Origin of the sequence: Pseudonocardia asaccharolytica DSM 44247 = NBRC 16224 (assembly GCF_000423625.1) — a bacterium.
Lineage (GTDB): Bacteria > Actinomycetota > Actinomycetes > Mycobacteriales > Pseudonocardiaceae > Pseudonocardia > Pseudonocardia asaccharolytica.
Map to the genome: position 1 here is coordinate 34,502 of NZ_AUII01000018.1, position 21,277 is coordinate 55,778.

Genomic DNA, 21,277 nt, shown 5'->3' on the forward strand with positions numbered 1-21,277 from the left:
TCAGCCATCGGAGGCAGGCCGTGCAGGAGATCCTCGACGCGATTCTCACCGAACAGTACGACGCAGTTGGCGCGCTGCCCGTCCCGGAGCACTACCGAGGCGTCACCGTCCATGCCGAGGACGCGCGCATGTTCGAGGGGATCCCGTCGCGGGACAAAGATCCGCGCAAGAGTCTCCACCTGGATCAGGTGGCGACGCCCGCACTCGGTCCCGGTGAAGCGCTCATCGCCGTGATGGCCAGCGCCATCAACTACAACACCGTGTGGACCTCGATCTTCGAGCCGCTGCCGACGTTCGGCTTCCTCAAGCGCTACGGCCGCATCTCGCCACTCACAGCACGCCACGACCTGCCGTACCACGTCGTGGGCTCCGACCTGGCAGGTGTGGTCGTGCGCACCGGACCCGGCGTCAACGCCTGGAAGCCCGGCGACCGGGTCGTCGCGCACTGTCTCTCGGTCGAGCTGGAAAGCCCCGACGGGCACTCCGACACGATGATGGATCCGGAGCAGCGCATCTGGGGCTTCGAGACCAACTTCGGCGGGCTGGCCGAACTGGCGCTGGTGAAGTCCAACCAGCTCATGCCCATGCCCGAGCATCTGGCCTGGGAGGAGGCCGCCAGCCCCGGCCTGGTGAACTCCACCGCCTATCGGCAGCTCGTGTCCCGCAACGGCGCGAACATGAAGCAGGGTGACACCGTCCTCATCTGGGGCGCCTCGGGTGGCCTCGGCTCGTATGCCACGCAGTTCGCGCTCAACGGCGGCGCCACCCCGGTCTGCGTGGTCTCCTCACCGGAGAAGGCGGAGATCTGCCACAAGATGGGTGCTGAGCTCGTCATCGACCGCAACGCCGAGGGCTACAAGTTCTGGAAGGACGAGCAGACCCAGGATCCCTCGGAGTGGAAACGGTTCGGCTCGAAGATCCGCGAACTGACCGGTGGCGACGATCCCGACATCGTCTTCGAACACCCGGGCCGGGAGACCTTCGGCGCCAGCGTCTACGTCGCCCGCCGGGGCGGAACGATCGTCACCTGTGCCTCGACCTCCGGTTACGAACATCAGTACGACAACCGCTACCTGTGGATGAACCTCAAGCGCATCGTCGGCTCGCATTTCGCGAACTACCGCGAGGCGTGGGAGGCCAATCGGCTCGTCAGCAAGGGCCTCATCCATCCGACGTTGTCCCGGGTCTACCCGCTGACCGAGACCGGCCAGGCGGCGCACGACGTGCACCACAACGCCCACCAGGGGAAGGTCGGCGTCCTCTGCCTCGCGCCGCGGGAAGGACTGGGCGTCGTGGACACCGAGAAGCGCGCGCGGCACCTCGAGGCCATCAAGCGGTTCCGCGGCATCTGATCGCCGGACCGGGCGGACCGAACAGGGAGGTGAGAGTCGCCACCAGCGACGCTCGCCTCGCGACGGCCCGCGGACCAGCAGGTACGGTGAGGTTCATGGCCGGGAATCTGGACACGTTCGCGTCCGACGCCGGTTTCGCCATCGCGCGGCGGGGCTACGACCAGGCCCACGTCGACGCTCACCTGCGCCGGCTCGACACCGAGATCCGTCTGCTGGCGGCCGATCGCGATGCGGCGGTCGACCAGGCCACCCAGCTCGGCCGGGAGCTCGACGAGGAGCGTGGCCGCGCGGAGGCCCTCCGCCTGCAGATCCGCAGGCTGTCCTCGCCGCCGCAGAGCGTCCAGGGCATGAGTGAGCGGCTGCGGTCCATGCTCCGGCTGGCCGAGGACGAGGTCGCGGAGATGCGCAGCCAGGCCGACAGCGAGGTGTCCGCGCGGCTGCGTGAGGCCGAGCAGCGGGCCAACGCGATCATCGCGGATGCCGAGGCGACGGCGAAGGAAATCGACGCGCGGACCCGTTCCCAGAGCGCCGAGCTGGAGATCCGGCGCAAGGCCGCCGAGCAGGCGATCAACCGCCGCCGGACCGAGGTCGAGAACGAGCTGGCCCGCGCCACCGCCGAGGCGGAGGCCGAACGATCTCGGCTGTGGGAGGAGTCCGCGAACGAGCGGGCGACGATCGAGGAGGACTTCGCCATCGCGATGGACGCCCGGCGCGCCGAGGCTCTCGCCGAGATCGAGGCCGGGCGGGCCGAGGCCCGTGGCGAGGTGGCTCGGATCGAGCGGGAGGCCGACGCCCAGGCCCGGCGCCGGATCGCCGACGCCCAGGCCGAGGCGGACCGCATCGTGACCGAGGCGCAGCGCCGCGTGACCGAGCTGACGGCGTTGCGCCGGCGGATCGTCGAGCAGCTGGGCACCGCCCGCGCGGTGATCGATCGCAGCATCGGGCACGAGCTCGCCGAGCTATCCGAGGAAAACCCCACCGTGAGTGCGTAACAGTGTTCTAACACTGTTACGCACTCACAGGCCACGCCTATCAGCGGCGACGGCCACCCGGCCGGCGCCGCTCCCGCGCATCCCAGCACGGCATATGCCAATGCCTGCGGTCCTCGACGGAGCCGTACTCCCCCGCGGGCCAGGTCACGAGATGCCCCGTTCCGGCCCGGATGAGCTGGTCGCAGCCCGGGCACCGGTAGTCCTTGGCCGACGACGAGCCCGGCACACTCCGCACCACCCACTCCCCGTCCGGCCCGCTCTCGGCGCGGGTGAACGCCGCCGATCGCAGCGGTACGTGGACGGGGCGCTCCGCCCGGTTGCGTCGCGGCACGGCGTCAGCGGCCGTTGTAGTCCCGGAAACCGTGGCCGACCTTGCGGCCGAGACGGCCCGCCGTGACCAGGTGCTCGAGCAGCGGAGCGGGTGCGAACCCGGACTGGCGGAACTCCTGGTACAGCGACCGCTCGATGGCCAGCGAGACGTCGAGGCCGACGACGTCGAGCAGTTCGAACGGCCCCATCGGCAGCGCACACCCCGTCTTCATCGCGGCGTCGATGTCATCGGCGGTCGCATAGTGCGCCTCGAGCATCTTCACCGCGTCGTTGAGGTACGGGAACAGCAGGGCGTTGACGATGAACCCGGCGCGGTCGCGGCAGGACACCGGCACCTTCCCCAACCGCTCGCACAGCGCGAGGGCGGTGGCGGCGACATCGGGCGCGGTCGTGATCGTCGAGACGATCTCGACCAGCTTCATCACCGGCGCCGGGTTGAAGAAGTGCAGGCCGATGACGTCGGACGGGCGGGAGGTCGCCGCAGCGCACTCCACCACGGGCAGCGAGGACGTGGTCGTCGCCAGGATCGCGCCCGGCTTGCAGATCTCGTCGAGCGCGGCGAACACCGCGCGCTTGACGTCGAGCTCCTCGGCGACCGCCTCGATGACCAGGTCGACGTCGGCGAAGTCCTCCAGCCGCGTCGTGCCGGTGATCCGGCCGAGCGCGGCGTCCCGGTCCTCCTCGGAGATCCGCCCGCGCACGACGGCCTTGTCCAGCGACTTGCGGATTCCGGCGATCGAGGCCTCGACCTTGGAGCCGCTGCGCCCACGCACGATCACGTCGAGCCCGGCCTTGGCCAGAACCTCGACGATCCCGCTGGCCATCGTCCCGGTGCCGACGACGCCGACCCGCGCGACCTCGCGCACCGCCACGTTCTCGGGCACGGTGCCCGTGGGGGTCTCGGCGTCCGGCACGATCTTCGAGGAATGCGGACTCTCGTAGGTGTAGAAGCCGCGCCCGCTCTTGCGGCCCAGCAACCCGGCGGTGATCATCTGCTTGAGCATCGGGGTGGGCGCGTGCATCTGGTTGCGCGACTGGCGGTACATCGTGTCGAGGATCTCGTAGGCGGTATCGAGCCCGATCAGGTCGAGCAGCGCCAGCGGCCCCATCGGGTAGCCGCAGCCGTAGCGCATCGCGGCGTCGAGGTCCTCCCGGCTGGCGTACCGCGACTCGTACATCCGGGCGGCGTGGTTGAGATAGCCGAACAGCAACGCGTTGGCGATGAACCCGGCCCGGTCGCCGATCACGACCGGCACCTTGCCCACGCTCTCGGCGAACCGGTGAAGGTCGTCGACGACGTCCGGCTCGGTGACGACGGTGCGGACCACCTCGACGAGCTTCAGCACCGGAGCCGGGTTGAAGAAGTGCATCCCGATGACCTTGCCGGGCCGCCCGGTGCGCACCGACAGTTCGGTGACCGACAACGACGAGGTGTTCGACGCGAGGATCACGTCGGGTCGCACGACCTTGTCGAGTTCGGCGAAGACCGACGCCTTGAGCTCCAGGTTCTCCGGCACCGCCTCGACGACGAGGTCGACATCGGTGAAGTCCGCCAGGGAGGTCGTCGTGGTGATCCGGTCGAACAGCTCGGCGGCGGCCTCGTCCGTCAGCTTGCCGCGCTCGATGGCACGCCTGGTGGAGGTCTCCACGTGCGCCCGCCCGCGTGCGATCGCGTCCTCATCCACCTCGGCCACGATGACGCGCAGGCCGTTGCGCGCGAACACCTCGGCGATCCCGGCACCCATCGTGCCCATACCGACGACGCCGACCGTCCGGAATTCCCGTGTCACGCTCATGACCTCCCGCTGCCCGTCGACACGTACTGGCCGCGATCCTCCCATCCAAAGCGCTCGGTATACCACGCATGTCACCTGGAACACCCCTTGAGTGCGTAACAGTGTTAGAACACTGTTACGCACTCACCGGGATGTCAGAACAGCCGGAGATCGTCGGACTCCGCTCCGCGCAACTCGTCGTAGTCGAGAACGACGCAGCGGATCCCCCGGTCCTCGGCCAGGGTCCGCGCCTGCGGCTTGATCTGCTGTGCGGCGAACACCCCGGCGACCGGGGACAGCAGCGGGTCGCGGTTCATCAGCTCGAGGTATCGGGTGAGCTGCTCGACACCGTCGATCTCACCGCGCCGCTTGACCTCGACGGCGACGCTGCGGCCGTCCCCGTCCCGGCACAACAGGTCGACCGGACCGATGGCGGTCATGTACTCGCGGCGGACGAGCGTATAGCCCTCGCCGAGGGCACCCGGATGCGCCGCCAGCAGCTCCTGCAGACGCGCCTCGACGCCGTCCTTCACCAGGCCCGGGTCCACACCGAGGGTGTGGCTCGAGTCGTGCAGCACCTCGTCGATCGTGATGATCAGCGACTCGTCGGCCTTGTTTCGCACCGTCCAGACCCCGGGCCGTTCCTCCAGCCAGCACGGCGGGCTCATCCAGTTGAGCGGCTTGTAGGCCCGGTCGTCGGCGTGCACGGAGACCGAGCCGTCGGCCTTCACCAGCAGCAGCCGGGGCGCCATCGGCAGGTGGGCGGTGAGGCGTCCCACGTAGTCGACCTGGCAGCGAGCGATGACGAGGCGCACCGCACGGAGCCTACTTGGGCTCTCCGAACCACCCGGCCGCCGTCGCGTCGCGGGCGCCGCCGGACCGCCCCGCGACACCGCGAGGCCGGCGGGCAGGGCACGGTAGGCGCGTGCAGACGATCCGCAGCCGCACGGTCTACGCGAACCCATGGATGACCGTCCGCGAGGACGGGATCCGCAGGCCCGACGGTACTGAGGGGATCTTCGGCGTGATCGACAAACCGACCGCGGCGATCATCATTCCGCGCCGGGACGACCAGCTGCTCCTCGTCGAGCAGCTCCGGTATCCGGTCGGGGCGCGACGCTGGGAGTTCCCGATGGGCACCGCACCGGACCGCGCCGAGGTCGACCCGGCTGTTCTCGCGGCCAGGGAGCTGCGCGAGGAGACCGGTCTGTCGGCCGGGCGTATCGAGCTGCTCGGGGACCTCGACGTCGCGCCGGGCATGTCGAGTCAGCGCGAGCACGTCTTCCTGGCCACCGAGCTGACGCAGGGGTGGCCGGTGCGCGAGCACACCGAGCAGGACATGCAGACCCGCTGGTTCTCCATCGCCGAGTTCGAGGCGATGGTGCGGCGGTCGGAGATCGTCGATGCGCAGAGCCTCGCGGCGTATCTGCTGCTTCTGCTCCACGACCGGCGGCCCTGACCGATATCACCAGGTCCCGCCTCCCTGTGAGTGCGTAACAGTGTTAGAACACTGTTACGCACTCACAGGGAGAGGTCGCGGGAGCGGGCTGGAGGCGGCCCGGGGCAAGGTCGTACCGTGAGCGGTATGGGCGACTACGAGTACCTTCTGGTCAAGCACGACGCCGACACCGTGCGGATCACCATGAATCGGCCCGAGCGGCGTAACGCGCTGTCCGGGGCGCATCTGCTCGAGTTGCTCGACGCGTTCGAGAAGGCGGGCCGCGGCGACGCGACCGGGATCGTGCTCGCCGCCGAGGGCAAGGCGTTCTCCTCGGGGCACGACTTCGCCGACGTCGCCGCCCGCGACCTCGCCGGCGTGCGCGACCTGCTCACCCTGTGCACCAAGGTGATGCGCACGATCGAGTCGGTGCCCCAGGTCGTCATCGCCCGGGTGCACGCGCTGGCCACCGCCGCGGGGTGCCAGCTCGTCGCCAGCTGCGACCTGGCCGTCGCGGCGGAGTCGGCCGCGTTCGCGCTTCCGGGCGGAAAGGGCGGCTGGTTCTGCCACACCCCCGCGGTCCCGGTGGCGCGCAACATCGGGCGCAAGCGGCTGATGGAGCTCGCGATGACCGGCGACCCCATCGATGCGCGCACCGCGGCCGAGTGGGGGTTGATCAACTACGCGGTCCCGGACGCGGAGCTCGACGCGCGCGTCGACGAGCTGCTCGCCAGGGCCACCCGGGGCAGCAGGTTCAGCAAGGGCGTGGGCAAGCAGACCCTCTACGCGCAGCTCGACCGGCCCGAGGCCGACGCCTACGACATCGCCGTGGAGGTCATGGCCTCGATGTCGCAGGCGGCGGGGGCCAAGGAGGGCATGGCGGCGTTCCTGGAGAAGCGCCGCGCCGTGTGGCCCGACTAGATCTCGACGAGGCCGGCTCCCGTCAGTGCCGCTCCAGCACCGCCCGCAGGAAGTCACGGGTGCGCTGCTGCCTCGGCTCGGTGAACAGCTCCTCGGGAGCCGCGTCCTCGATCACCCGGCCGCCGTCGAACATCATCACCCGGTGCGAGAAGTCCCGGGCGAACCCCATCTCGTGGGTCACGCACAGGATGGTGATGTCGGTGGTCTCCCCGATGTCGTGCAGCAGCTTGAGCACGCCGGCGACGAGCTCGGGGTCCAGCGCCGAGGTCACCTCGTCGAGCAGCAGCACGTCGGGCCGCATGGCCAGGGCGCGGGCGATCGCCACCCGCTGCTGCTGACCGCCGGACAGCTGGGTCGGGTGCGCGTCGATCTTCTCGCCGAGCCCGACCATCTCCAGCAGCTCCTCGGCGCGGGCGTTGGCCTCGGCCTTGCTCAGCCCGAGCACCCGGGTGGGGGCCTCGATGAGGTTGCCCCGCACCGTCATGTTCGGGAACAGGTTGAACTGCTGGAACACCATCCCGATCTTCTTGCGCACCCGGCGGCAGTGCTTCTCGTCGGCCGGCACGAGCTGGTCGTTCCTACGCACGTGCGAAAGGCACTCGCCGCCCACATGGATCGTCCCGGCGTTCACCTTCTCCAGCGTCATGAGCAGCCGCAGGATCGTGGTCTTGCCCGAACCCGAGGGCCCGATCAGCGTCACGTGCTCGCCGGGCCGGACGGCGAAGTCCAGCTCGGAGAGCACGACGTGGTCGCCGAAGCGCTTCTCCACGCCCTCAAAGACGATCATCCAGTCGCGTGTCGCCTCCCCGGTGGGCTGCGACAGTTCAGAGGACACCGACACGACGCTCCAATCGTCGAAGCAGCAGTGCGGAGGGGTAACTGAGCAGCAGGAAGAACAGCCCGGCCAGGGTATAGGCCTCGACGTAGCGGAACTCGATTCCACCGACCTCCCGGGCCTGACCGACCAGGTCAAACACCCCGATGCCGATCAGCAGCGGGGTCTCCTTGAACATCGAGATCACGTAGTTGCCGAGTGCGGGCAGCACCCGGGGGACGGCCTGCGGCAGCACCACCCCGGTCCACACCCGGTACCGGGGCAGGCTGAGCGCGGTGGCGGCCTCCCACTGCCCGCGGGGGACGGCGTCGATGCCGGCCCGATACACCTCGGCCGTGTAGGTCGCATAGTGCAGCCCCAGCCCGAGGACACCGACCGTGATCGCGTTGAGCACCACCCCGTAGTCGGGAAGCACATAGAACAGGAAGAAGATCTGCACCAGCAGCGGGGTACTGCGAACGAATTCGACGAACCCGCGCACCAGCACCCGCACCGGGCCCAACGGCGCCCGCAGCAGGAGCGCGAACACCAGCCCGAGGGTGAACGCCAGCAGCGAGCCGAGCACCGTGGCCAGCAGCGTGATGAGCAGGCCGTCGAGCAGAGCCGGCAGGATACTCAGCGCGAAGTCCCAGTTCCAGACGTCCATCACACCGCACCCGTCACGCGTTTCCGGCGGGCCTGCTCCGACGGCCGCCGACCCAGCCGGGTCGAGGCCATCCGTTCGAGCAGGCGCATCACGGCGGTGATGATCAGCGCCAGAACGAGATAGATCAGGAGGACCAGCAGCAGGATCGTGAACGACTGCGCGGTGAACAGCGGCACCAGTACGGCCTGGCCCTGGCGCGTGACCTCGTTGACGAACACGAACGACAGCAGCGAGCTGCTCTTGAGCAGCTGGATGAACAGGTTGTTGAACGGCGGGATCATCTCGACGATGGCCTGGGGCAGGATCACCCGTCGCATCCGTGCCGCCGGTGACAGGCTCAGCGCGATCGCACCCTCGTACTGCGCCCGCGGCACCGACTGCACGGACCCGCGCACGATCTCCGCGCCGTATGCCCCGTGGTTGAGCCCGAGCACAATGATCCCGCCCCACAGCGGGACGATCTGGAAGCCGACCAGGATCGGCAACGCGAAGAACAGCCAGAACAGCTGCACCACTTCGGAGGTCCCGCGCAGGCCCTCGACGTAGATCCGGCTGATGACGCGCACTGTCCGGGACGGCGAGAGCAGCGCGAGGCCCGCGACGAAGGACGCCACGATGGTCAGCGCGATCCCGCCGACGGTCGCGATGACGGTTTCGGGCACCCCTTCCCAGAGCACCGACAGGAAGGTCCCGAGGTTGTCCGGCAGCATCGGACTACCGATTCAGGCGGCGCAGAGCTGCTCGGTGGTGAGCTCCGCCGCGGGCAGGTTCTGTTCCGAGAAGCCGAACGGCGAGGCGATCCGCACCCACTCCCCGTTGGTGTGCAGTGTGCGCAGAGCGCCGTTGAACGCCTCGCGCAGCTGGTTGTCGGCCTGCCGGAACACGAATCCGCCCGCGGACACGACCTCCTTGCCGTCGATCACCGGCGCGAAGCCGTCGGTCACCTCGACCGGCGCGTTCGGGTTCTGCTTGACCAGCCACTTGAGCGAGATGTCGGTCAGCGCCGCCGCGTAGACCCGGTTGTCCGTGACCGCCTGCAGCAGCGCGTTCTGGTCCGGGAACACCTGGATGCTCCCGGACGGGACACCGCTCTTCTCGGCGTAGCCCTGCTCGACCGCCGCACCGAGCACGGCGAGCTGGAGATTCTTCGCCGCGATGTCCTCGAACGTCTTGACGCCCTGCGGGTTGCCGGTGGGGACCAGGAACGCGGTGAGCGCGGAGTAGTCCGGTATCGAGAAGGCCGCCTGCTGGCACCGGGCCGGGGTGATGTTCATGCCCGCGCAGACCATGTCGTAGCGGTTGGCGTTGAGTGCCGGGATGAGCGAGCCGAACTCGACCTGCTCGGCGCCGACCTCGCCGATGCCGATCTGCTGCAGTGCCGCGCGGGCGACCTCCGGCGCCTCACCGGTGACCCTGCCGCTGGCGTCGGTGAACCCGTAGGGCGCCTCTCCGGCGATCCCGATCTTGATCGTCCCGGCGTTCCTCGCGTTCTCCAGCGCATTACCGCCGCCGCCCGTGCTGGTGCAGGCGGAGAGCAGCACCGGCCCGCCGAGAGCGACCGCCCCCGCCACAGCCGTGCGTCGGAAGAACTCCCGTCTGCTCCACATCCGTTCGGTCATGATCGTCCCCCAGACGTCGTGACTGTCCGCATCGCTGGCCGCCGGCGCGGCGACGTGGAGGCCACACCGACCGCCGGCGCCGTTGACCGAACGTATGTGATCAGCCCATCCCGGAGCCTGTCAGATCCGGGTCGTTATCAGAACGCAACAGCCGCACCCACCTCGTTCGATAGAGGCCGCCCGATCGGAGGTACGGAAGGGGTGGTCCGCACATTCCATCGGTCAGTGGCTCAGAGGAGGCCGTGGGCCACTCGCACCAGCGTGACGATCCGGTCCATCATCTCGGTGAGCTGGTAGTCCTTCGGCGTGAACACCGCGGCGACACCCCTGGTACCCAACGCCGCCGCGTCCTCCTGCGGGATGATCCCGCCGACGATCACCGGGACGTCGTCGGCGCCCGCGGCGCGCAGGCCCTCGACCACCGCGGGGACCACCTCGAGATGCGAACCCGAGAGCACCGACAACCCGACGACGTGCACGCCCTCCTGCACCGCGGCCGCCACGATCTGGGCGGGGGTCAACCGGATGCCCTGGTAGATGACCTCGAAGCCGACGTCGCGGGCGCGCACGGCGACCTGTTCGGCGCCGTTGGAATGCCCGTCGAGCCCGGGCTTGCCCACCAGCATCCGCAGCCGGGCGCCGATGTCGTCTCCGGTGGCGCGGACCCGCTCCCGCACGACGGCGATCTCGGTGGCGGCCTCGCCGGACGCGACGGCGGCCGAGACCCCCGTCGGCGCCCGGAACTCCCCGAACACCTCACGCATCGCCCCGGCCCACTCCCCCGTCGTCACGCCGGCCTTCGCGCACGCGATCGAGGCCGCCATGAGGTTCGCGTCGGTCTTGGCCGCGTTGCGCAGCTCGGCCAGCGTCGCCTCGACCGCGGCGTTGTCCCGCTCCGCCCGCCACCGCCGGACCGCCTCGATCGCGGCGGCCTCCACCGCCGCGTCGACGGTCTCGATCGCCTGCGTGCCCTCGGCCTGCAGCGGGCTGGTCTCGGTGGTCTCGAACCTGTTGACCCCGACGACGACGTCCTCGCCGGACTCGATCCGTCGCCGCCGCTCGGCCAGCGACGACACCAGCTCGCCCTTCATGTAGCCCGACTCGACGGCCCTGACCGCGCCGCCCATCTCCTGGACCCTGTCGATCTCGGCGCGGGCGGCGTCGACGAGCTCCGCCACCTTCGCCTCGACGATGCGGGAGCCCTCGAAGAGGTCCTCGTACTCGAGCAGGTCGGTCTCGTAGGCCAGCACCTGTTGCATCCGCAGCGCCCACTGCTGGTCCCATGGCCGCGGCAGGCCCAGCGCCTCGTTCCAGGCCGGCAGCTGGATGGCGCGGGCGCGGGCGTCGCGGGACAGCGTCACCGCCAGCATCTCCAGCACGATCCGCTGGACGTTGTTCTCCGGCTGGGCCTCGGTGAGCCCCAGCGAATTGACCTGCACGCCGTAGCGCAGCCTGCGCTGCTTGGGGTCGGTCACGCCGTAGCGCTCCGCGGTGATCTCGTCCCAGAGCCTGCCGAGGGCGCGCATCTTGCACATCTCCTCGACGAAGCGCAGCCCGGCGTTGACGAAGAAGGAGATCCGGCCGACGACGTCGCCGAACTTCTCCGCCGGGACCTGCCCCGAGTCGCGGACGGAGTCGAGCACCGCGATCGCGGTGGCCAGCGAGTAGGCCAGCTCCTGCGCGGGCGTGGCGCCGGCCTCCTGCAGGTGGTAGCTGCAGATGTTGATCGGGTTCCAGCGGGGCATGTTCGTCACCGACCACGCGATCATGTCGGTGATCAGCCGCATGCTCGGCGCGGGCGGGAAGACGTAGGTCCCGCGGGACAGGTACTCCTTGACGATGTCGTTCTGTGTGGTGCCGGCCAGCTTGGCGCGGTCGGCGCCGTGCTCGTCGGCGACGGCCACGTAGAGCGCGAGCAGCCACATCGCCGGCGCGTTGATCGTCATCGAGGTGTTCGCGTCGGCCATCGGGATGCCGTCGAACAGCGTGCGCATGTCGCCGAGATGCGAGACGGGGACGCCGACCTTGCCGACCTCGCCCTTCGCGAGCTCGTCGTCGGGGTCGTAGCCGGTCTGGGTGGGCAGGTCGAACGCAACCGACAGCCCGGTCTGGCCCTTGGCGAGGTTCCTGCGGTAGAGCGCGTTCGACCGCTCCGCCGAGGAGTGCCCGGCATAGGTCCGGATCACCCAGGGTCGGTCACGTTCACGGTCGGTCGGGTACGGCACCGGACACCTCCGCCATCAGGAAATCAACCGATCGTACTGGCTGGTAGCCGGGGCTGCCGGGACGATCGAGCCCGTCGCACCCCTCTGGGTGAGAAAGTACGCACGCCACTCGGGAAACTATGCGACGGACCGATCCAGAAGGAAGGCCATGTTCGCACCGACTGGCTCACAGTTGCCCCTACCATCGGGTCGGGCGGCCCCGCAGGGACTTCCGAACCGCTTGGGGTTCAAGGGGTCGACGCCACGGTCGCGCTCGGCCGCGGCGCGCGGGAGTAGCCGGCGCCGAACATCGGGGACGCACCTGGGACAGCCCCCGGGCAATCCCCTACCGGTCCGGGTCGGCGCTCGCCCGTTCGATACCGGCGCCCAGGCCGCGCAGGTTCTCCACGAACCGCGGGTAGCCGCGGTCGATGTGCTCGATGTCCCAGATCTCGGTCTCGCCGTCCGCGCAGAGCCCGGCGAGGACCAGCCCGGCCCCGGCCCGGATATCGCTCGCCCATACCGGGGCGCTGGAGAGCCGCTCGACGCCGCGGACGACCGCGTGGTGCCCGTCGGTCCGGGCGTCCGCGCCGAGCCGCACCATCTCGTCGACGAACCGGAAGCGCGCCTCGAACACGTTCTCGGTGATCATCGACGTGCCGTCGGCGACCGCCGAGAGCGCGATCGCCATCGGCTGCAGGTCGGTGGCGAATCCGGGATAGGGCAGGGTGACGAAGTCGACGGCCCGCGGCCTGCCGTCCATCGCCACGGTGAACCCGTCGGGCCGGATCTCGGTGTGCGCGCCGGCGCTGCGCAGCTTGTCCAGGACCAGGTCGAGGTGGTGCGGGTCGACACCGCGAACATCGACCTCGCCGCGGGTCATGGCCGCAGCGAACGCCCAGGTGGCACCCACGATGCGGTCGCCGATGACACGATGCTCGGTCGGCTGCAACCCCGAGACGCCGTACACGGTCAGCGTCGAGGAACCCGAGCCCTCGATCTTCGCGCCCATCCGCTGCAGCATCGTGCAGAGATCGACGATCTCGGGCTCCCGCGCCGCGTTGTCGATGACGGTCATGCCATCGGCGAGAACCGCGGCCATCAGGATGTTCTCGGTCGCCCCGACGCTGGGGAAGTCGAGCCAGATCTGCGCCCCGCGCAGGTGGTTGGCCTGCGCGACCACGCGGCCGTGCTCGATCTCGGTGGTCGCGCCGAGCTTGCGCAGCCCCGAGGCGTGCATATCCAGCGGGCGCGAGCCGATGGCGTCCCCGCCGGGGAGCGGCACCACCGCCCGCCGGCAGCGGGCCACGAGCGGGCCGAGTACGCAGACCGAGGCCCGCAGCTTGGACACCGGGCGGTAGTCCGCCTGCGCGCTGAGCGTGGCAGGCACATCGATGGTGACGGTGCCGCCCTCGACGCTGACGCTGCAGCCGAGACTGCGCAACACGTCCGCCATCAGCGGAACGTCGAGAATCTCCGGGCAGTTGGTGATCGTCGTCGTGCCCTCGGCGAGCAGCGCGGCCGCCATCAGCTTCAGCACGCTGTTCTTCGCCCCGACGACGTCAACCGAACCCACCAGCCGTGCGCCACCGCGAACCGCGAAATGCTCCACCACGGAAGCCGACGGTATCCGGTCCCACCCGCCGCTACGTGGGCGGCCGAACGAGCCGGTCCCATCCGGCCATCACGCAGTCAACCACCGTGAACAGCTCCTCGCGGGTGGCCCCATCCCTGGCCTGCACGGACACGCCGTACCGCACCGAGCTGAGGTATGCGCTCAGCGTGTCGATATCGGCGCAGAGCGGCACATCACCCTCGGCGTGTCCGCGCGGGCCGACGCGCCGGGAGCCCAGGCCCAGCGCGTCCGCGCGGCACTCGGCCGGTCCCAGACCGCCGAGGACGTCGCCGCCACCGTCGCGCACCTGGCGGGCGACGGCGGGCGCGCCATCACCGGCACGGCGCTGCTGGTCGACGCCGGGCGAACGCGTGACCGCGACCCTGCGCACGCTCACGATCGGGACGGCGTGCGCCGTGGGGTGGGCCGCCCGTCGTGGAGAGCCTGATCGATGCGCATACGCTGGGCCCATGGCCGTGCACCTGACCAGGATCTACACCAAGACCGGCGACGACGGGACGACCGCGCTCGGCGACTTCAGCCGGGTGCGCAAGACCGACCCCCGGCTCGCCGCATATGCCGATACCGATGAGGCCAACGCCGCGGTCGGCGTCGCGGTCACGGTGGGGCAGCTGTCCGAGGCCGTCCTCGTGCCGCTGCGGCAGGTCCAGAACGATCTCTTCGACGTGGGTGCCGACCTGTGCGCGCCGATCGTCGAGAACCCGCAGTACCCACCGCTGCGCGTCACCGAGGAGTATGTGACGCGCCTGGAGGCCTGGTGCGACGAGTTCAACGCCGACCTGCCGAAGCTGTCGTCGTTCATCCTGCCCGGCGGGACGCCGGGCGCGGCCTATCTGCACGTCGCGCGCACGGTCACCCGCCGGGCGGAGCGGTCGGTATGGGCGCTGCTCGACGCCGACCCGGAGCGCACCAACCCGCTGACCGCGAAGTACCTCAACCGGCTCTCGGACCTGCTGTTCATCCTCGGCCGGTTCGCCAACCCCGACGGCGACGTCCTGTGGCAGCCGGGCGGCACCACGTGACGAGGCGGTCTGCCCGCGCGGACACCCCGACCCGCACGCAGAAATATCGCGACTCGCGGGGATGGGGTCAGGAGGCTTGGCGGTAGCCGGTGGTGCGGCCCGGGGGGCTGGCCTCCAGCCAGGAGAGGAACCCGGTCAGCACCCCGGGCGTCATCGCGAGCTCCAGGTCCTCGTTCTCGGCGCGGCAGTGCAGCACCGTCGACGGCTGGGGGATCGCGTAGTTCTCCTCGCTCGTCGGGGCCCGACGGTCGACGATCTCCAGCCCGGTGCGGTCGATCCGCACCGTCGGGCCGAACCGGAAGCTGGTGAGGCGATACCAGGCGAACTCGTCGCCGCGGTAGCGGCCCACCCCGAAATGCCAGCCCGCGACGCTGTCGCGGGCAACAGCAGAACGGCGGCGCAGACACACGTCCACGCCGCCGCCCCGCATGAGCCGGACTCGCCGGATGGCCAGCCAACAGAGCAGCAGACAGGCGAGCAGCAGCAGGATCTCGACGATGACCGCCACGGATCCCACTGCACGCGCTCCGCTAGGCCGACGCCGCTTCGGCGGCCCTCAGCCGCACCTCGGCCCGGGCCCGGGCCGCCGTACCCTCGCCCTCGGACGCGCCGGCCTTGTCCAGGGCCGCCCGCGCCCGCGCCACGTCGATCTCGTGGGCGAACTCGGCGTACTCGGCCAGGATCGTCACCCGGTCAGGGGTGATCGAGACGAATCCGCCGTGTACGGCCACGGTGACCGATGTTCCGTCGATCGAGTCGATGCGCACCACACCGGCCTGTTCGAGCTGCGCGAGCAGCGGTTCGTGGCCGGGCAGCACACCCACCTCGCCCTCGGTGGTGCGGGCGAAGACGAAGTTCGCCTCGCCCGACCAGAGCCGTCGCTCGACCGCGACCAGCTCGACCGTCATCTCCGCCATGATGCCCAGAATCCCGTCAACTCAGCCCAGCAGCTTCTTGCGGTTCTTCTCGAGGTCATCGAGGCCACCGCAGAGGAAGAACGCCTGCTCGGGAACGTCGTCGAACTCGCCCTTGGCGATCTTGTCGAAGGCCTCGAGGGTCTCCTTGAGCGGAACCGTCGAACCGGGCTGGCCGGTGAACTGCTCGGCGACCAGCAGGTTCTGCGACAGGAACCGCTCGATGCGCCGGGCGCGGCCCACGAGCTGCTTGTCCTCCTCGGACAGCTCGTCGATACCGAGGATCGCGATGATGTCCTGCAGGTCGGCGTAGCGCTGCAGGATCCGCTTGACCTCGTTCGCGACCCGGAAGTGCTCGTCGCCGATGTACTGCGGGTCGAGGATGCGCGAGGTCGAGCTCAGCGGGTCCACGGCCGGGTAGATCCCCTTCTGGGAGATCGGCCGGGAGAGCTCGGTGGTCGCGTCCAGGTGCGCGAACGTGGTGGCCGGCGCCGGGTCGGTGTAGTCGTCCGCGGGCACGTAGATCGCCTGCATCGAGGTGATCGACCGGCCCCGGGTCGAGGTGATCCGCTCCTGCAGCTCGCCCATCTCATCGGCCAGCGTCGGCTGGTAACCCACCGCCGAGGGCATCCGGCCCAGCAGCGTGGAGACCTCGGAGCCGGCCTGGGTGAACCGGAAGATGTTGTCGATGAACAGCAGCACGTCCTGGTTCTGCTCGTCCCGGAAGTACTCCGCCATCGTCAGCGCCGACAGGCCGACCCGCATACGGGTGCCCGGCGGCTCGTCCATCTGACCGAACACCAAGGCCGTGTCGTTGATGACGCCGGACTCGGTCATCTCGGTGATGAGGTCGTTGCCCTCACGGGTGCGCTCACCGACCCCGGCGAACACCGACGTGCCACCGAAGTTCTTGGCGACACGGGTGATCATCTCCTGGATGAGCACCGTCTTGCCGACGCCCGCGCCACCGAACAGGCCGATCTTGCCACCCTGCACGTACGGGGTGAGCAGGTCGATGACCTTGATGCCGGTCTCCAGCATCTCGGTCTTGCCCTCGAGCTGATCGAAGCTCGGCGCCTTGCGGTGGATGCCCCAGAGCTCGCCGGTGAACTTCAGGTCGGGCTGGTCGAGGCAGTCGCCGAGCGCGTTGAACACGTGCCCCTTGACCTGGTCACCGACCGGCACCGAGATCGGACGGCCGAGGTCGGTGACCGGCTGGCCACGGACCAGGCCGTCGGTGGGCTGCATCGAGATCGCCCGCACCAGGTTGTCCCCGAGGTGCAGGGCGACCTCCAGGGTCAGCGTCCTGGCCAGATCCGCGAACGTCACGTCGACCGTGAGCGCGTTGTACAGCTCCGGGACCTGGTCGCGCGGAAACTCGACGTCGACGACCGGGCCCGTGACCCGAACGACCCGGCCGGTCCCCGTCTGGGTATCGGTGTTGTCTACGGCGGCGGCCATCTAGTTCTCACTTCCTGCGCTCACGAGAGCGTCGGCGCCACCGACGATCTCACTGATCTCCTGGGTGATCTGGGCCTGGCGAGCCTGGTTGGCTTCGAGAGTCAGGGTACGGATCAGCTCGTTCGCATTATCCGTCGCGGCCTTCATGGCCCGCTGCCGGTTCGCCGACTCCGACGCCGCCGACTCGAGCAGTGCCGCGAACAGCCGCGCTCCGATGTACTTGGGCAGCAGCGCGTCGAACAACACGTCGGCGCTGGGCTCGAAATCGTACAGCGGCCGCGGTCCGATCTGCCCGGCCTGCTGCGCGGCGTCGGTGACCCCGGACGCGCCGCCGGTGGCGGTCTCGGAGGCGATCCCACCCTCCTCGGTCTCGGTGTACTCGACCTCCATGGGCGCCATCCGCCGCGCCTGCGGCGTCTGCGTGACCATGTTCTTGAACTGCGTGTACACCAGGTGCAGCTCGTCGACGCCCTCGATGCCGTCGGGGCCTGCCGAGCCGTTCTCGTCGTCCTGCCCCGCCATGAACGCCGCGACGAGCGTGCGCGCGGCCTCCGCGGCGTCGGCGTAGGTGGGCTGCTCGGAGAACCCGGTCCAGGACGCCGCCACCGGGCGCCGCCGGAACCGGTAGTAACCGACGCCCTTGCGCCCGATCACGTAGAGCACCGGCTGTTTGCCCTGCTCACGCAGCAGCTGCTGGAGCTGCTCAGCCTCCTTGAGCACGTTGGCGTTGTAGCCGCCGCACTGACCGCGGTCGCTGGTGACGACCAGCACCGCGGCCCGCTTGGGGCTCTCCCGCTCGACCAGCAGCGGGTGGTCGAGCGCGGCATGCGTCGCCAACTCCGTGAGGACGCGGGTCATCTCCTCGGAGTACGGCTTGGCCTCCTGTACCCGCGCCCGCGCCTTCGCGATCCGCGAGGTGGCGATGAGCTCCATCGCCCTCGTGATCTTCTTGATGGACTGCGTCGACCGGATCCGCCGCCGCAGCACCCGGATCTGTGCCGCCATCGGTGTCTATCCGTTCAGCTCGCGGTCGGGGCAGGCTTGTGGACCTTGACGGTCTCCTGCTCGACCTCGTCGGTGTCCAGCGCCTCGGCCTGGGCCTCCTTCGGCACCACGGAGGAGCCGTCGGACGCCGTGAACTGACGCTGGAAGTCGCGTACCACGCTCTTCAGCCGCTCGACGAGCTCGTCGGAGAGCTTCCCGGTGTCCCGGATCTCGCCGAGGATGCCGTCGTGGTTGCGGCGCACGTGGTCGAGGAACTCCTGCTCGAACCGGCGGATGTCGGCCACCGGCACCGAGTCGAGCTGGCCGGAGGTGCCCAGCCAGATCGACACGACCTGCTCGTCGACCGGCACCGGCGAGTACTGCGGCTGCTTGAGCAGCTCGACCAGCCGCTCACCGCGGGACAGCGCGGCGGCCGACGCGGCGTCGAGGTCGGAACCGAACGCGGCGAACGCCTCCAGCTCGCGGTACTGCGACAGGTCCAGCCGCAGCGAGCCGGAGACCGTCCGCATCGCCCTGACCTGCGCGGAGCCACCGACTCGGGAGACCGAGATACCCACGTTGATCGCCGGCCGGACGCCCTGGTTGAACAGGTCGGACTCGAGGAAGACCTGGCCGTCGGTGATCGAGATGACGTTGGTCGGGATGTAGGCCGACACGTCGTTGGCCTTGGTCTCGATGATCGGCAGGCCGGTCATCGAGCCCGCGCCCAGCTCGTCGGACAGCTTGGCGCAGCGCTCCAGCAGCCGGGAGTGCAGGTAGAAGACGTCACCGGGGTAGGCCTCGCGGCCCGGCGGGCGGCGCAGCAGCAGCGAGATCGCGCGGTAGGCCTCGGCCTGCTTGGACAGGTCGTCGAAGACGATCAGGACGTGGTTGCCCTGGTACATCCAGTGCTGGCCGATGGCCGAGCCGGTGTAGGGGGCGAGCCACTTGAAGCCGGCCGGGTCGGAGGCCGGCGCGGCGACGATGGTGGTGTACTCCAGCGCGCCCGCGTCCTCCAGCGACTGCCGGACACCGGCGATCGTGGAGCCCTTCTGGCCGATCGCGACGTAGATGCAGCGGACCTGCTGCTTCGGGTCGCCGGTCGCCCAGTTCTGCTTCTGGTTGATGATCGTGTCGACGCAGACCGCGGTCTTACCGGTCTTGCGGTCGCCGATGATCAGCTGGCGCTGGCCGCGACCGATCGGCGTCATCGCGTCGATGGCCTTGATACCGGTCTGCAGCGGCTCCTTCACGCTCTGGCGCTGCATGACCGACGCGGCCTGCAGCTCCAGCACGCGCCGGGTCTCGGCCTTGATCTCCCCGAGGCCGTCGATCGGGGCACCCAGCGGGTCGATGACCCGGCCGAGGAAGGCGTCCCCGACGGGCACCGAGAGGATCTCGCCGGTCCGGCGGACCTGCTGGCCCTCCTCGATGCCGCTGTACGGGCCGAGGATGACCGCGCCGATCTCGCGCTGGTCCAGGTTCAGCGCGACGCCCTGGATGCCGCCCTCGAACTCCAGCAGCTCGTTGGTCATCGTCGAGGGCAGGCCCTCGACGTGGGCGATGCCGTCACCGGTGTCGGAGACGGCGCCCACCTCCTCGCGGGAGGTCTCGGTCTCCAGCGACGAGACGTAGCTGGAGATCGCGCTCCGGATCTCCTCCGGGGAGATCGTCAGCTCTGTCATGGCGATCGTCGTTCCTTTTCTCGATCAGTCAGTTACGTCTCGTCGCGGCGCCGGGTCAGCTCGGCAGCGTACGGCGGGCGGCGGCCACCCGCCCGGCCACGCTCCCGTCGATGACCTCGCCGCCCACGGTGACCACAAGGCCGCCGAGCAGGCTCTCGTCGAGCTCGATCTGCAGCGAGATCGGCCGCCCGTAGAGCCGGGTGAGCGAGTCGGCCAGGCGCTGTTCCTGGTCCGGCGTCAGCCGGGCCGCCGAACGCACCCGCGCGACCGAGCGTTCCCGGCGGGCCGCCGCGAGCTCGGCGAGCTCCTCGGCCGCCAGGTCGAGGTGCCTGCCGCGCGGGGCCAGCACCGTCTGACGCAGCAGGGTTGCGGTGACCGGGGAGGTCTTCCCGCGGAGCAGGCGGTCGAGCAGCGCCGCCCGGCCCTCGGCGGGGGACGACTCGTCGGCCAGTAGGGCCGTCAGTTCCGGCTCCCGGTTGAGGATGCGCCCGAACCGGAACAGCTCGTCCTCGACGTCGTCGAGGCCGCCGGTCTTCTCGGCCACCGCGAGGACGGCCTGCCGAGCCTGCAGCTCGAGCGCCTCCACCAGGTCGATCGACCGGGACCAGCGGGCCGCGGCGGCGGCCGAGACCAGCTCGAGCGCCTGCGCGGAGATCCGCTCGCCCAGCAGGCCGCGCACCAGGCCCGTGCGGGCCTGCTCCGGCGCCCCGGGGTCGGCGAGGCTGCGACGCAGCGGCCGCTGGGCGACGATCAACCGGGTCACGGCGAACAGGTCCTCGCCGAGGCGGTCGAGGTCCGCCGCGCCCGCCCCGTCGGCGTAGGCGTCCAGCCGGGCGCGAAGACCGGCGAGCGACTCCCGGCTGGTCGCCTGGAGCACGACAGCCATCAGCTCGCCCCGCCCGCGGCCGGGGCGGTCTCCCGGCGCTCGGCGAGCTCATCGAGCTCGGCGAGGAAGGCGTCGATCGTCTCGGTGCGGCGGGTTTCCGCGGACAACTCGCGACCGACGAGGCGCTCGGCGAGCTGGACGGAGATGCCGCCGATCTCGGCACGGAGCTGGCGGGCGACCTGCTCGCGGGCGGCGGCGATCTGCTCGTGGCCGCGCTGCCGGATGCGCTCGGCCTCCTCCTCGGCCTGGGCCCGCAGCTCGGCCTTGATCTGCTGGCCCTCGGCGCGGGCGTCGTCGCGGATCCGGGCCGCCTCGGCCCGCAGGCCGGCCAGCTGGTCCTCGTACTGCTGACGCAGCACGTAGGCCTCTTCCTGCGCCTCCTCGGCCCGCTTGATGCCGCCCTCGATCTTGTCGACGCGCTCGGCGTAGACCTTCTCGAACTGCGGGAAGACCGTGCGCTTGAGCAACCAGAACAGCAGCAGGAACGCGATCAGCCCAACGATGATCTCGATGGGGTGCGGCGCGAGCGGGTTCAGTTCCTCCGCGGCCAGAAGTGTGGTCGTCATATGTCAGTGCT

At 70.0% G+C, this 21,277-nt stretch carries 22 protein-coding genes; 6 read left to right on the forward strand and 16 right to left on the reverse strand.

The features are described 5' to 3' along the window. Positions 1-20: 20 nt before the first annotated feature. Positions 21-1,352, forward strand: a complete 1,332-nt coding sequence (ccrA, locus tag G567_RS0117020) for a crotonyl-CoA carboxylase/reductase (protein ID WP_028930928.1) — start codon at positions 21-23, stop codon at positions 1,350-1,352. A gap of 95 nt (positions 1,353-1,447) precedes the next feature. Continuing rightward, positions 1,448-2,344 (forward strand): coiled-coil domain-containing protein, encoded by an 897-nt coding sequence (locus tag G567_RS29480; RefSeq protein WP_051233213.1) that lies wholly within the window; start codon positions 1,448-1,450, stop codon positions 2,342-2,344. Positions 2,345-2,384: 40 nt separating this feature from the next. Here G567_RS29480 and G567_RS0117030 read toward each other — a convergent pair whose 3' ends face one another. From G567_RS0117030 to nucS, 3 genes are all read right to left on the reverse strand, one after another. After that, positions 2,385-2,675, reverse strand: a complete 291-nt coding sequence (locus tag G567_RS0117030; protein ID WP_028930929.1) for a hypothetical protein — start codon at positions 2,673-2,675, stop codon at positions 2,385-2,387. A 4-nt stretch (positions 2,676-2,679) separates the two neighbouring features. Then, positions 2,680-4,464, reverse strand: a complete 1,785-nt coding sequence (locus G567_RS0117035; protein ID WP_028930930.1) for a 3-hydroxyacyl-CoA dehydrogenase family protein — start codon at positions 4,462-4,464, stop codon at positions 2,680-2,682. Between the two features lie 140 nt (positions 4,465-4,604). Beyond that, on the reverse strand, positions 4,605-5,264 hold the full coding sequence (gene nucS / locus G567_RS0117040; RefSeq protein ID WP_028930931.1) for an endonuclease NucS: 660 nt from the start codon (positions 5,262-5,264) through the stop codon (positions 4,605-4,607). 110 nt (positions 5,265-5,374) lie between these two features. Here nucS and G567_RS0117045 point away from each other — a divergent pair, with 110 nt between their 5' ends. Continuing rightward, positions 5,375-5,908, forward strand: a complete 534-nt coding sequence (locus G567_RS0117045; RefSeq protein WP_028930932.1) for an NUDIX domain-containing protein — start codon at positions 5,375-5,377, stop codon at positions 5,906-5,908. A 126-nt stretch (positions 5,909-6,034) separates the two neighbouring features. Continuing rightward, on the forward strand, positions 6,035-6,808 hold the full coding sequence (locus tag G567_RS0117050) for an enoyl-CoA hydratase-related protein (protein WP_028930933.1): 774 nt from the start codon (positions 6,035-6,037) through the stop codon (positions 6,806-6,808). Between the two features lie 22 nt (positions 6,809-6,830). Here G567_RS0117050 and ehuA read toward each other — a convergent pair whose 3' ends face one another. The 6 genes from ehuA to murA all read right to left on the reverse strand — a co-directional run bounded on the left by ehuA (position 6,831) and on the right by murA (position 13,727). Beyond that, complete coding sequence (gene ehuA, locus G567_RS0117055) at positions 6,831-7,595, reverse strand: ectoine/hydroxyectoine ABC transporter ATP-binding protein EhuA (protein ID WP_028930934.1); 765 nt, start codon at positions 7,593-7,595, stop codon at positions 6,831-6,833. 37 nt (positions 7,596-7,632) lie between these two features. Then, the gene (gene ehuD, locus G567_RS0117060) at positions 7,633-8,289 is read right to left on the reverse strand and encodes an ectoine/hydroxyectoine ABC transporter permease subunit EhuD (RefSeq protein WP_028930935.1); all 657 of its coding nucleotides are present in this window, start codon (positions 8,287-8,289) and stop codon (positions 7,633-7,635) included. Next, on the reverse strand, positions 8,289-8,996 hold the full coding sequence (locus tag G567_RS0117065) for an amino acid ABC transporter permease (RefSeq protein ID WP_028930936.1): 708 nt from the start codon (positions 8,994-8,996) through the stop codon (positions 8,289-8,291). Before G567_RS0117065 ends, ehuD begins: the two co-directional genes overlap by 1 nt. A 15-nt stretch (positions 8,997-9,011) precedes the next feature. Next, on the reverse strand, positions 9,012-9,908 hold the full coding sequence (gene ehuB, locus G567_RS0117070) for an ectoine/hydroxyectoine ABC transporter substrate-binding protein EhuB (RefSeq protein WP_028930937.1): 897 nt from the start codon (positions 9,906-9,908) through the stop codon (positions 9,012-9,014). A 230-nt stretch (positions 9,909-10,138) separates the two neighbouring features. Further along, positions 10,139-12,133 (reverse strand): protein meaA, encoded by a 1,995-nt coding sequence (locus tag G567_RS0117075; protein ID WP_028930938.1) that lies wholly within the window; start codon positions 12,131-12,133, stop codon positions 10,139-10,141. Between the two features lie 325 nt (positions 12,134-12,458). Next, a complete protein-coding gene (gene murA, locus G567_RS0117080; RefSeq protein ID WP_028930939.1) occupies positions 12,459-13,727 on the reverse strand; it encodes a UDP-N-acetylglucosamine 1-carboxyvinyltransferase in 1,269 nt (422 codons plus the stop codon). A 205-nt stretch (positions 13,728-13,932) separates the two neighbouring features. Between murA and G567_RS36275 the strand changes: the two genes are divergently transcribed. Beyond that, positions 13,933-14,175, forward strand: coding sequence for an SDR family oxidoreductase (locus G567_RS36275; protein WP_245585680.1), 243 nt, complete (start codon positions 13,933-13,935; stop codon positions 14,173-14,175). Between the two features lie 22 nt (positions 14,176-14,197). Further along, entirely contained in the window at positions 14,198-14,770 is a 573-nt protein-coding gene (locus G567_RS0117090; protein WP_028930941.1) for a cob(I)yrinic acid a,c-diamide adenosyltransferase, read from the forward strand. 67 nt (positions 14,771-14,837) lie between these two features. Here G567_RS0117090 and G567_RS0117095 read toward each other — a convergent pair whose 3' ends face one another. The 7 genes from G567_RS0117095 to G567_RS0117125 are packed head-to-tail and all read right to left on the reverse strand — an operon-like array spanning position 14,838 to position 21,266. Further along, positions 14,838-15,269 carry a DUF2550 domain-containing protein gene (locus G567_RS0117095; RefSeq protein WP_028930942.1) on the reverse strand — a complete coding sequence of 144 codons (432 nt, stop codon included), beginning with the start codon at positions 15,267-15,269 and terminating at the stop codon, positions 14,838-14,840. 31 nt (positions 15,270-15,300) lie between these two features. Beyond that, positions 15,301-15,687, reverse strand: coding sequence for a F0F1 ATP synthase subunit epsilon (locus G567_RS0117100; protein ID WP_028930943.1), 387 nt, complete (start codon positions 15,685-15,687; stop codon positions 15,301-15,303). A gap of 21 nt (positions 15,688-15,708) precedes the next feature. Then, on the reverse strand, positions 15,709-17,145 hold the full coding sequence (gene atpD / locus G567_RS0117105) for a F0F1 ATP synthase subunit beta (protein WP_028930944.1): 1,437 nt from the start codon (positions 17,143-17,145) through the stop codon (positions 15,709-15,711). Next, positions 17,146-18,150, reverse strand: a complete 1,005-nt coding sequence (locus G567_RS0117110; protein WP_028930945.1) for a F0F1 ATP synthase subunit gamma — start codon at positions 18,148-18,150, stop codon at positions 17,146-17,148. Positions 18,151-18,164: 14 nt separating this feature from the next. Beyond that, entirely contained in the window at positions 18,165-19,814 is a 1,650-nt protein-coding gene (atpA, locus tag G567_RS0117115) for a F0F1 ATP synthase subunit alpha (RefSeq protein ID WP_028930946.1), read from the reverse strand. Between the two features lie 55 nt (positions 19,815-19,869). Then, positions 19,870-20,700, reverse strand: a complete 831-nt coding sequence (locus G567_RS0117120) for a F0F1 ATP synthase subunit delta (RefSeq protein WP_028930947.1) — start codon at positions 20,698-20,700, stop codon at positions 19,870-19,872. Then, positions 20,700-21,266 carry a F0F1 ATP synthase subunit B gene (locus G567_RS0117125; protein ID WP_028930948.1) on the reverse strand — a complete coding sequence of 189 codons (567 nt, stop codon included), beginning with the start codon at positions 21,264-21,266 and terminating at the stop codon, positions 20,700-20,702. Before G567_RS0117125 ends, G567_RS0117120 begins: the two co-directional genes overlap by 1 nt. Positions 21,267-21,277 lie beyond the last annotated feature (11 nt).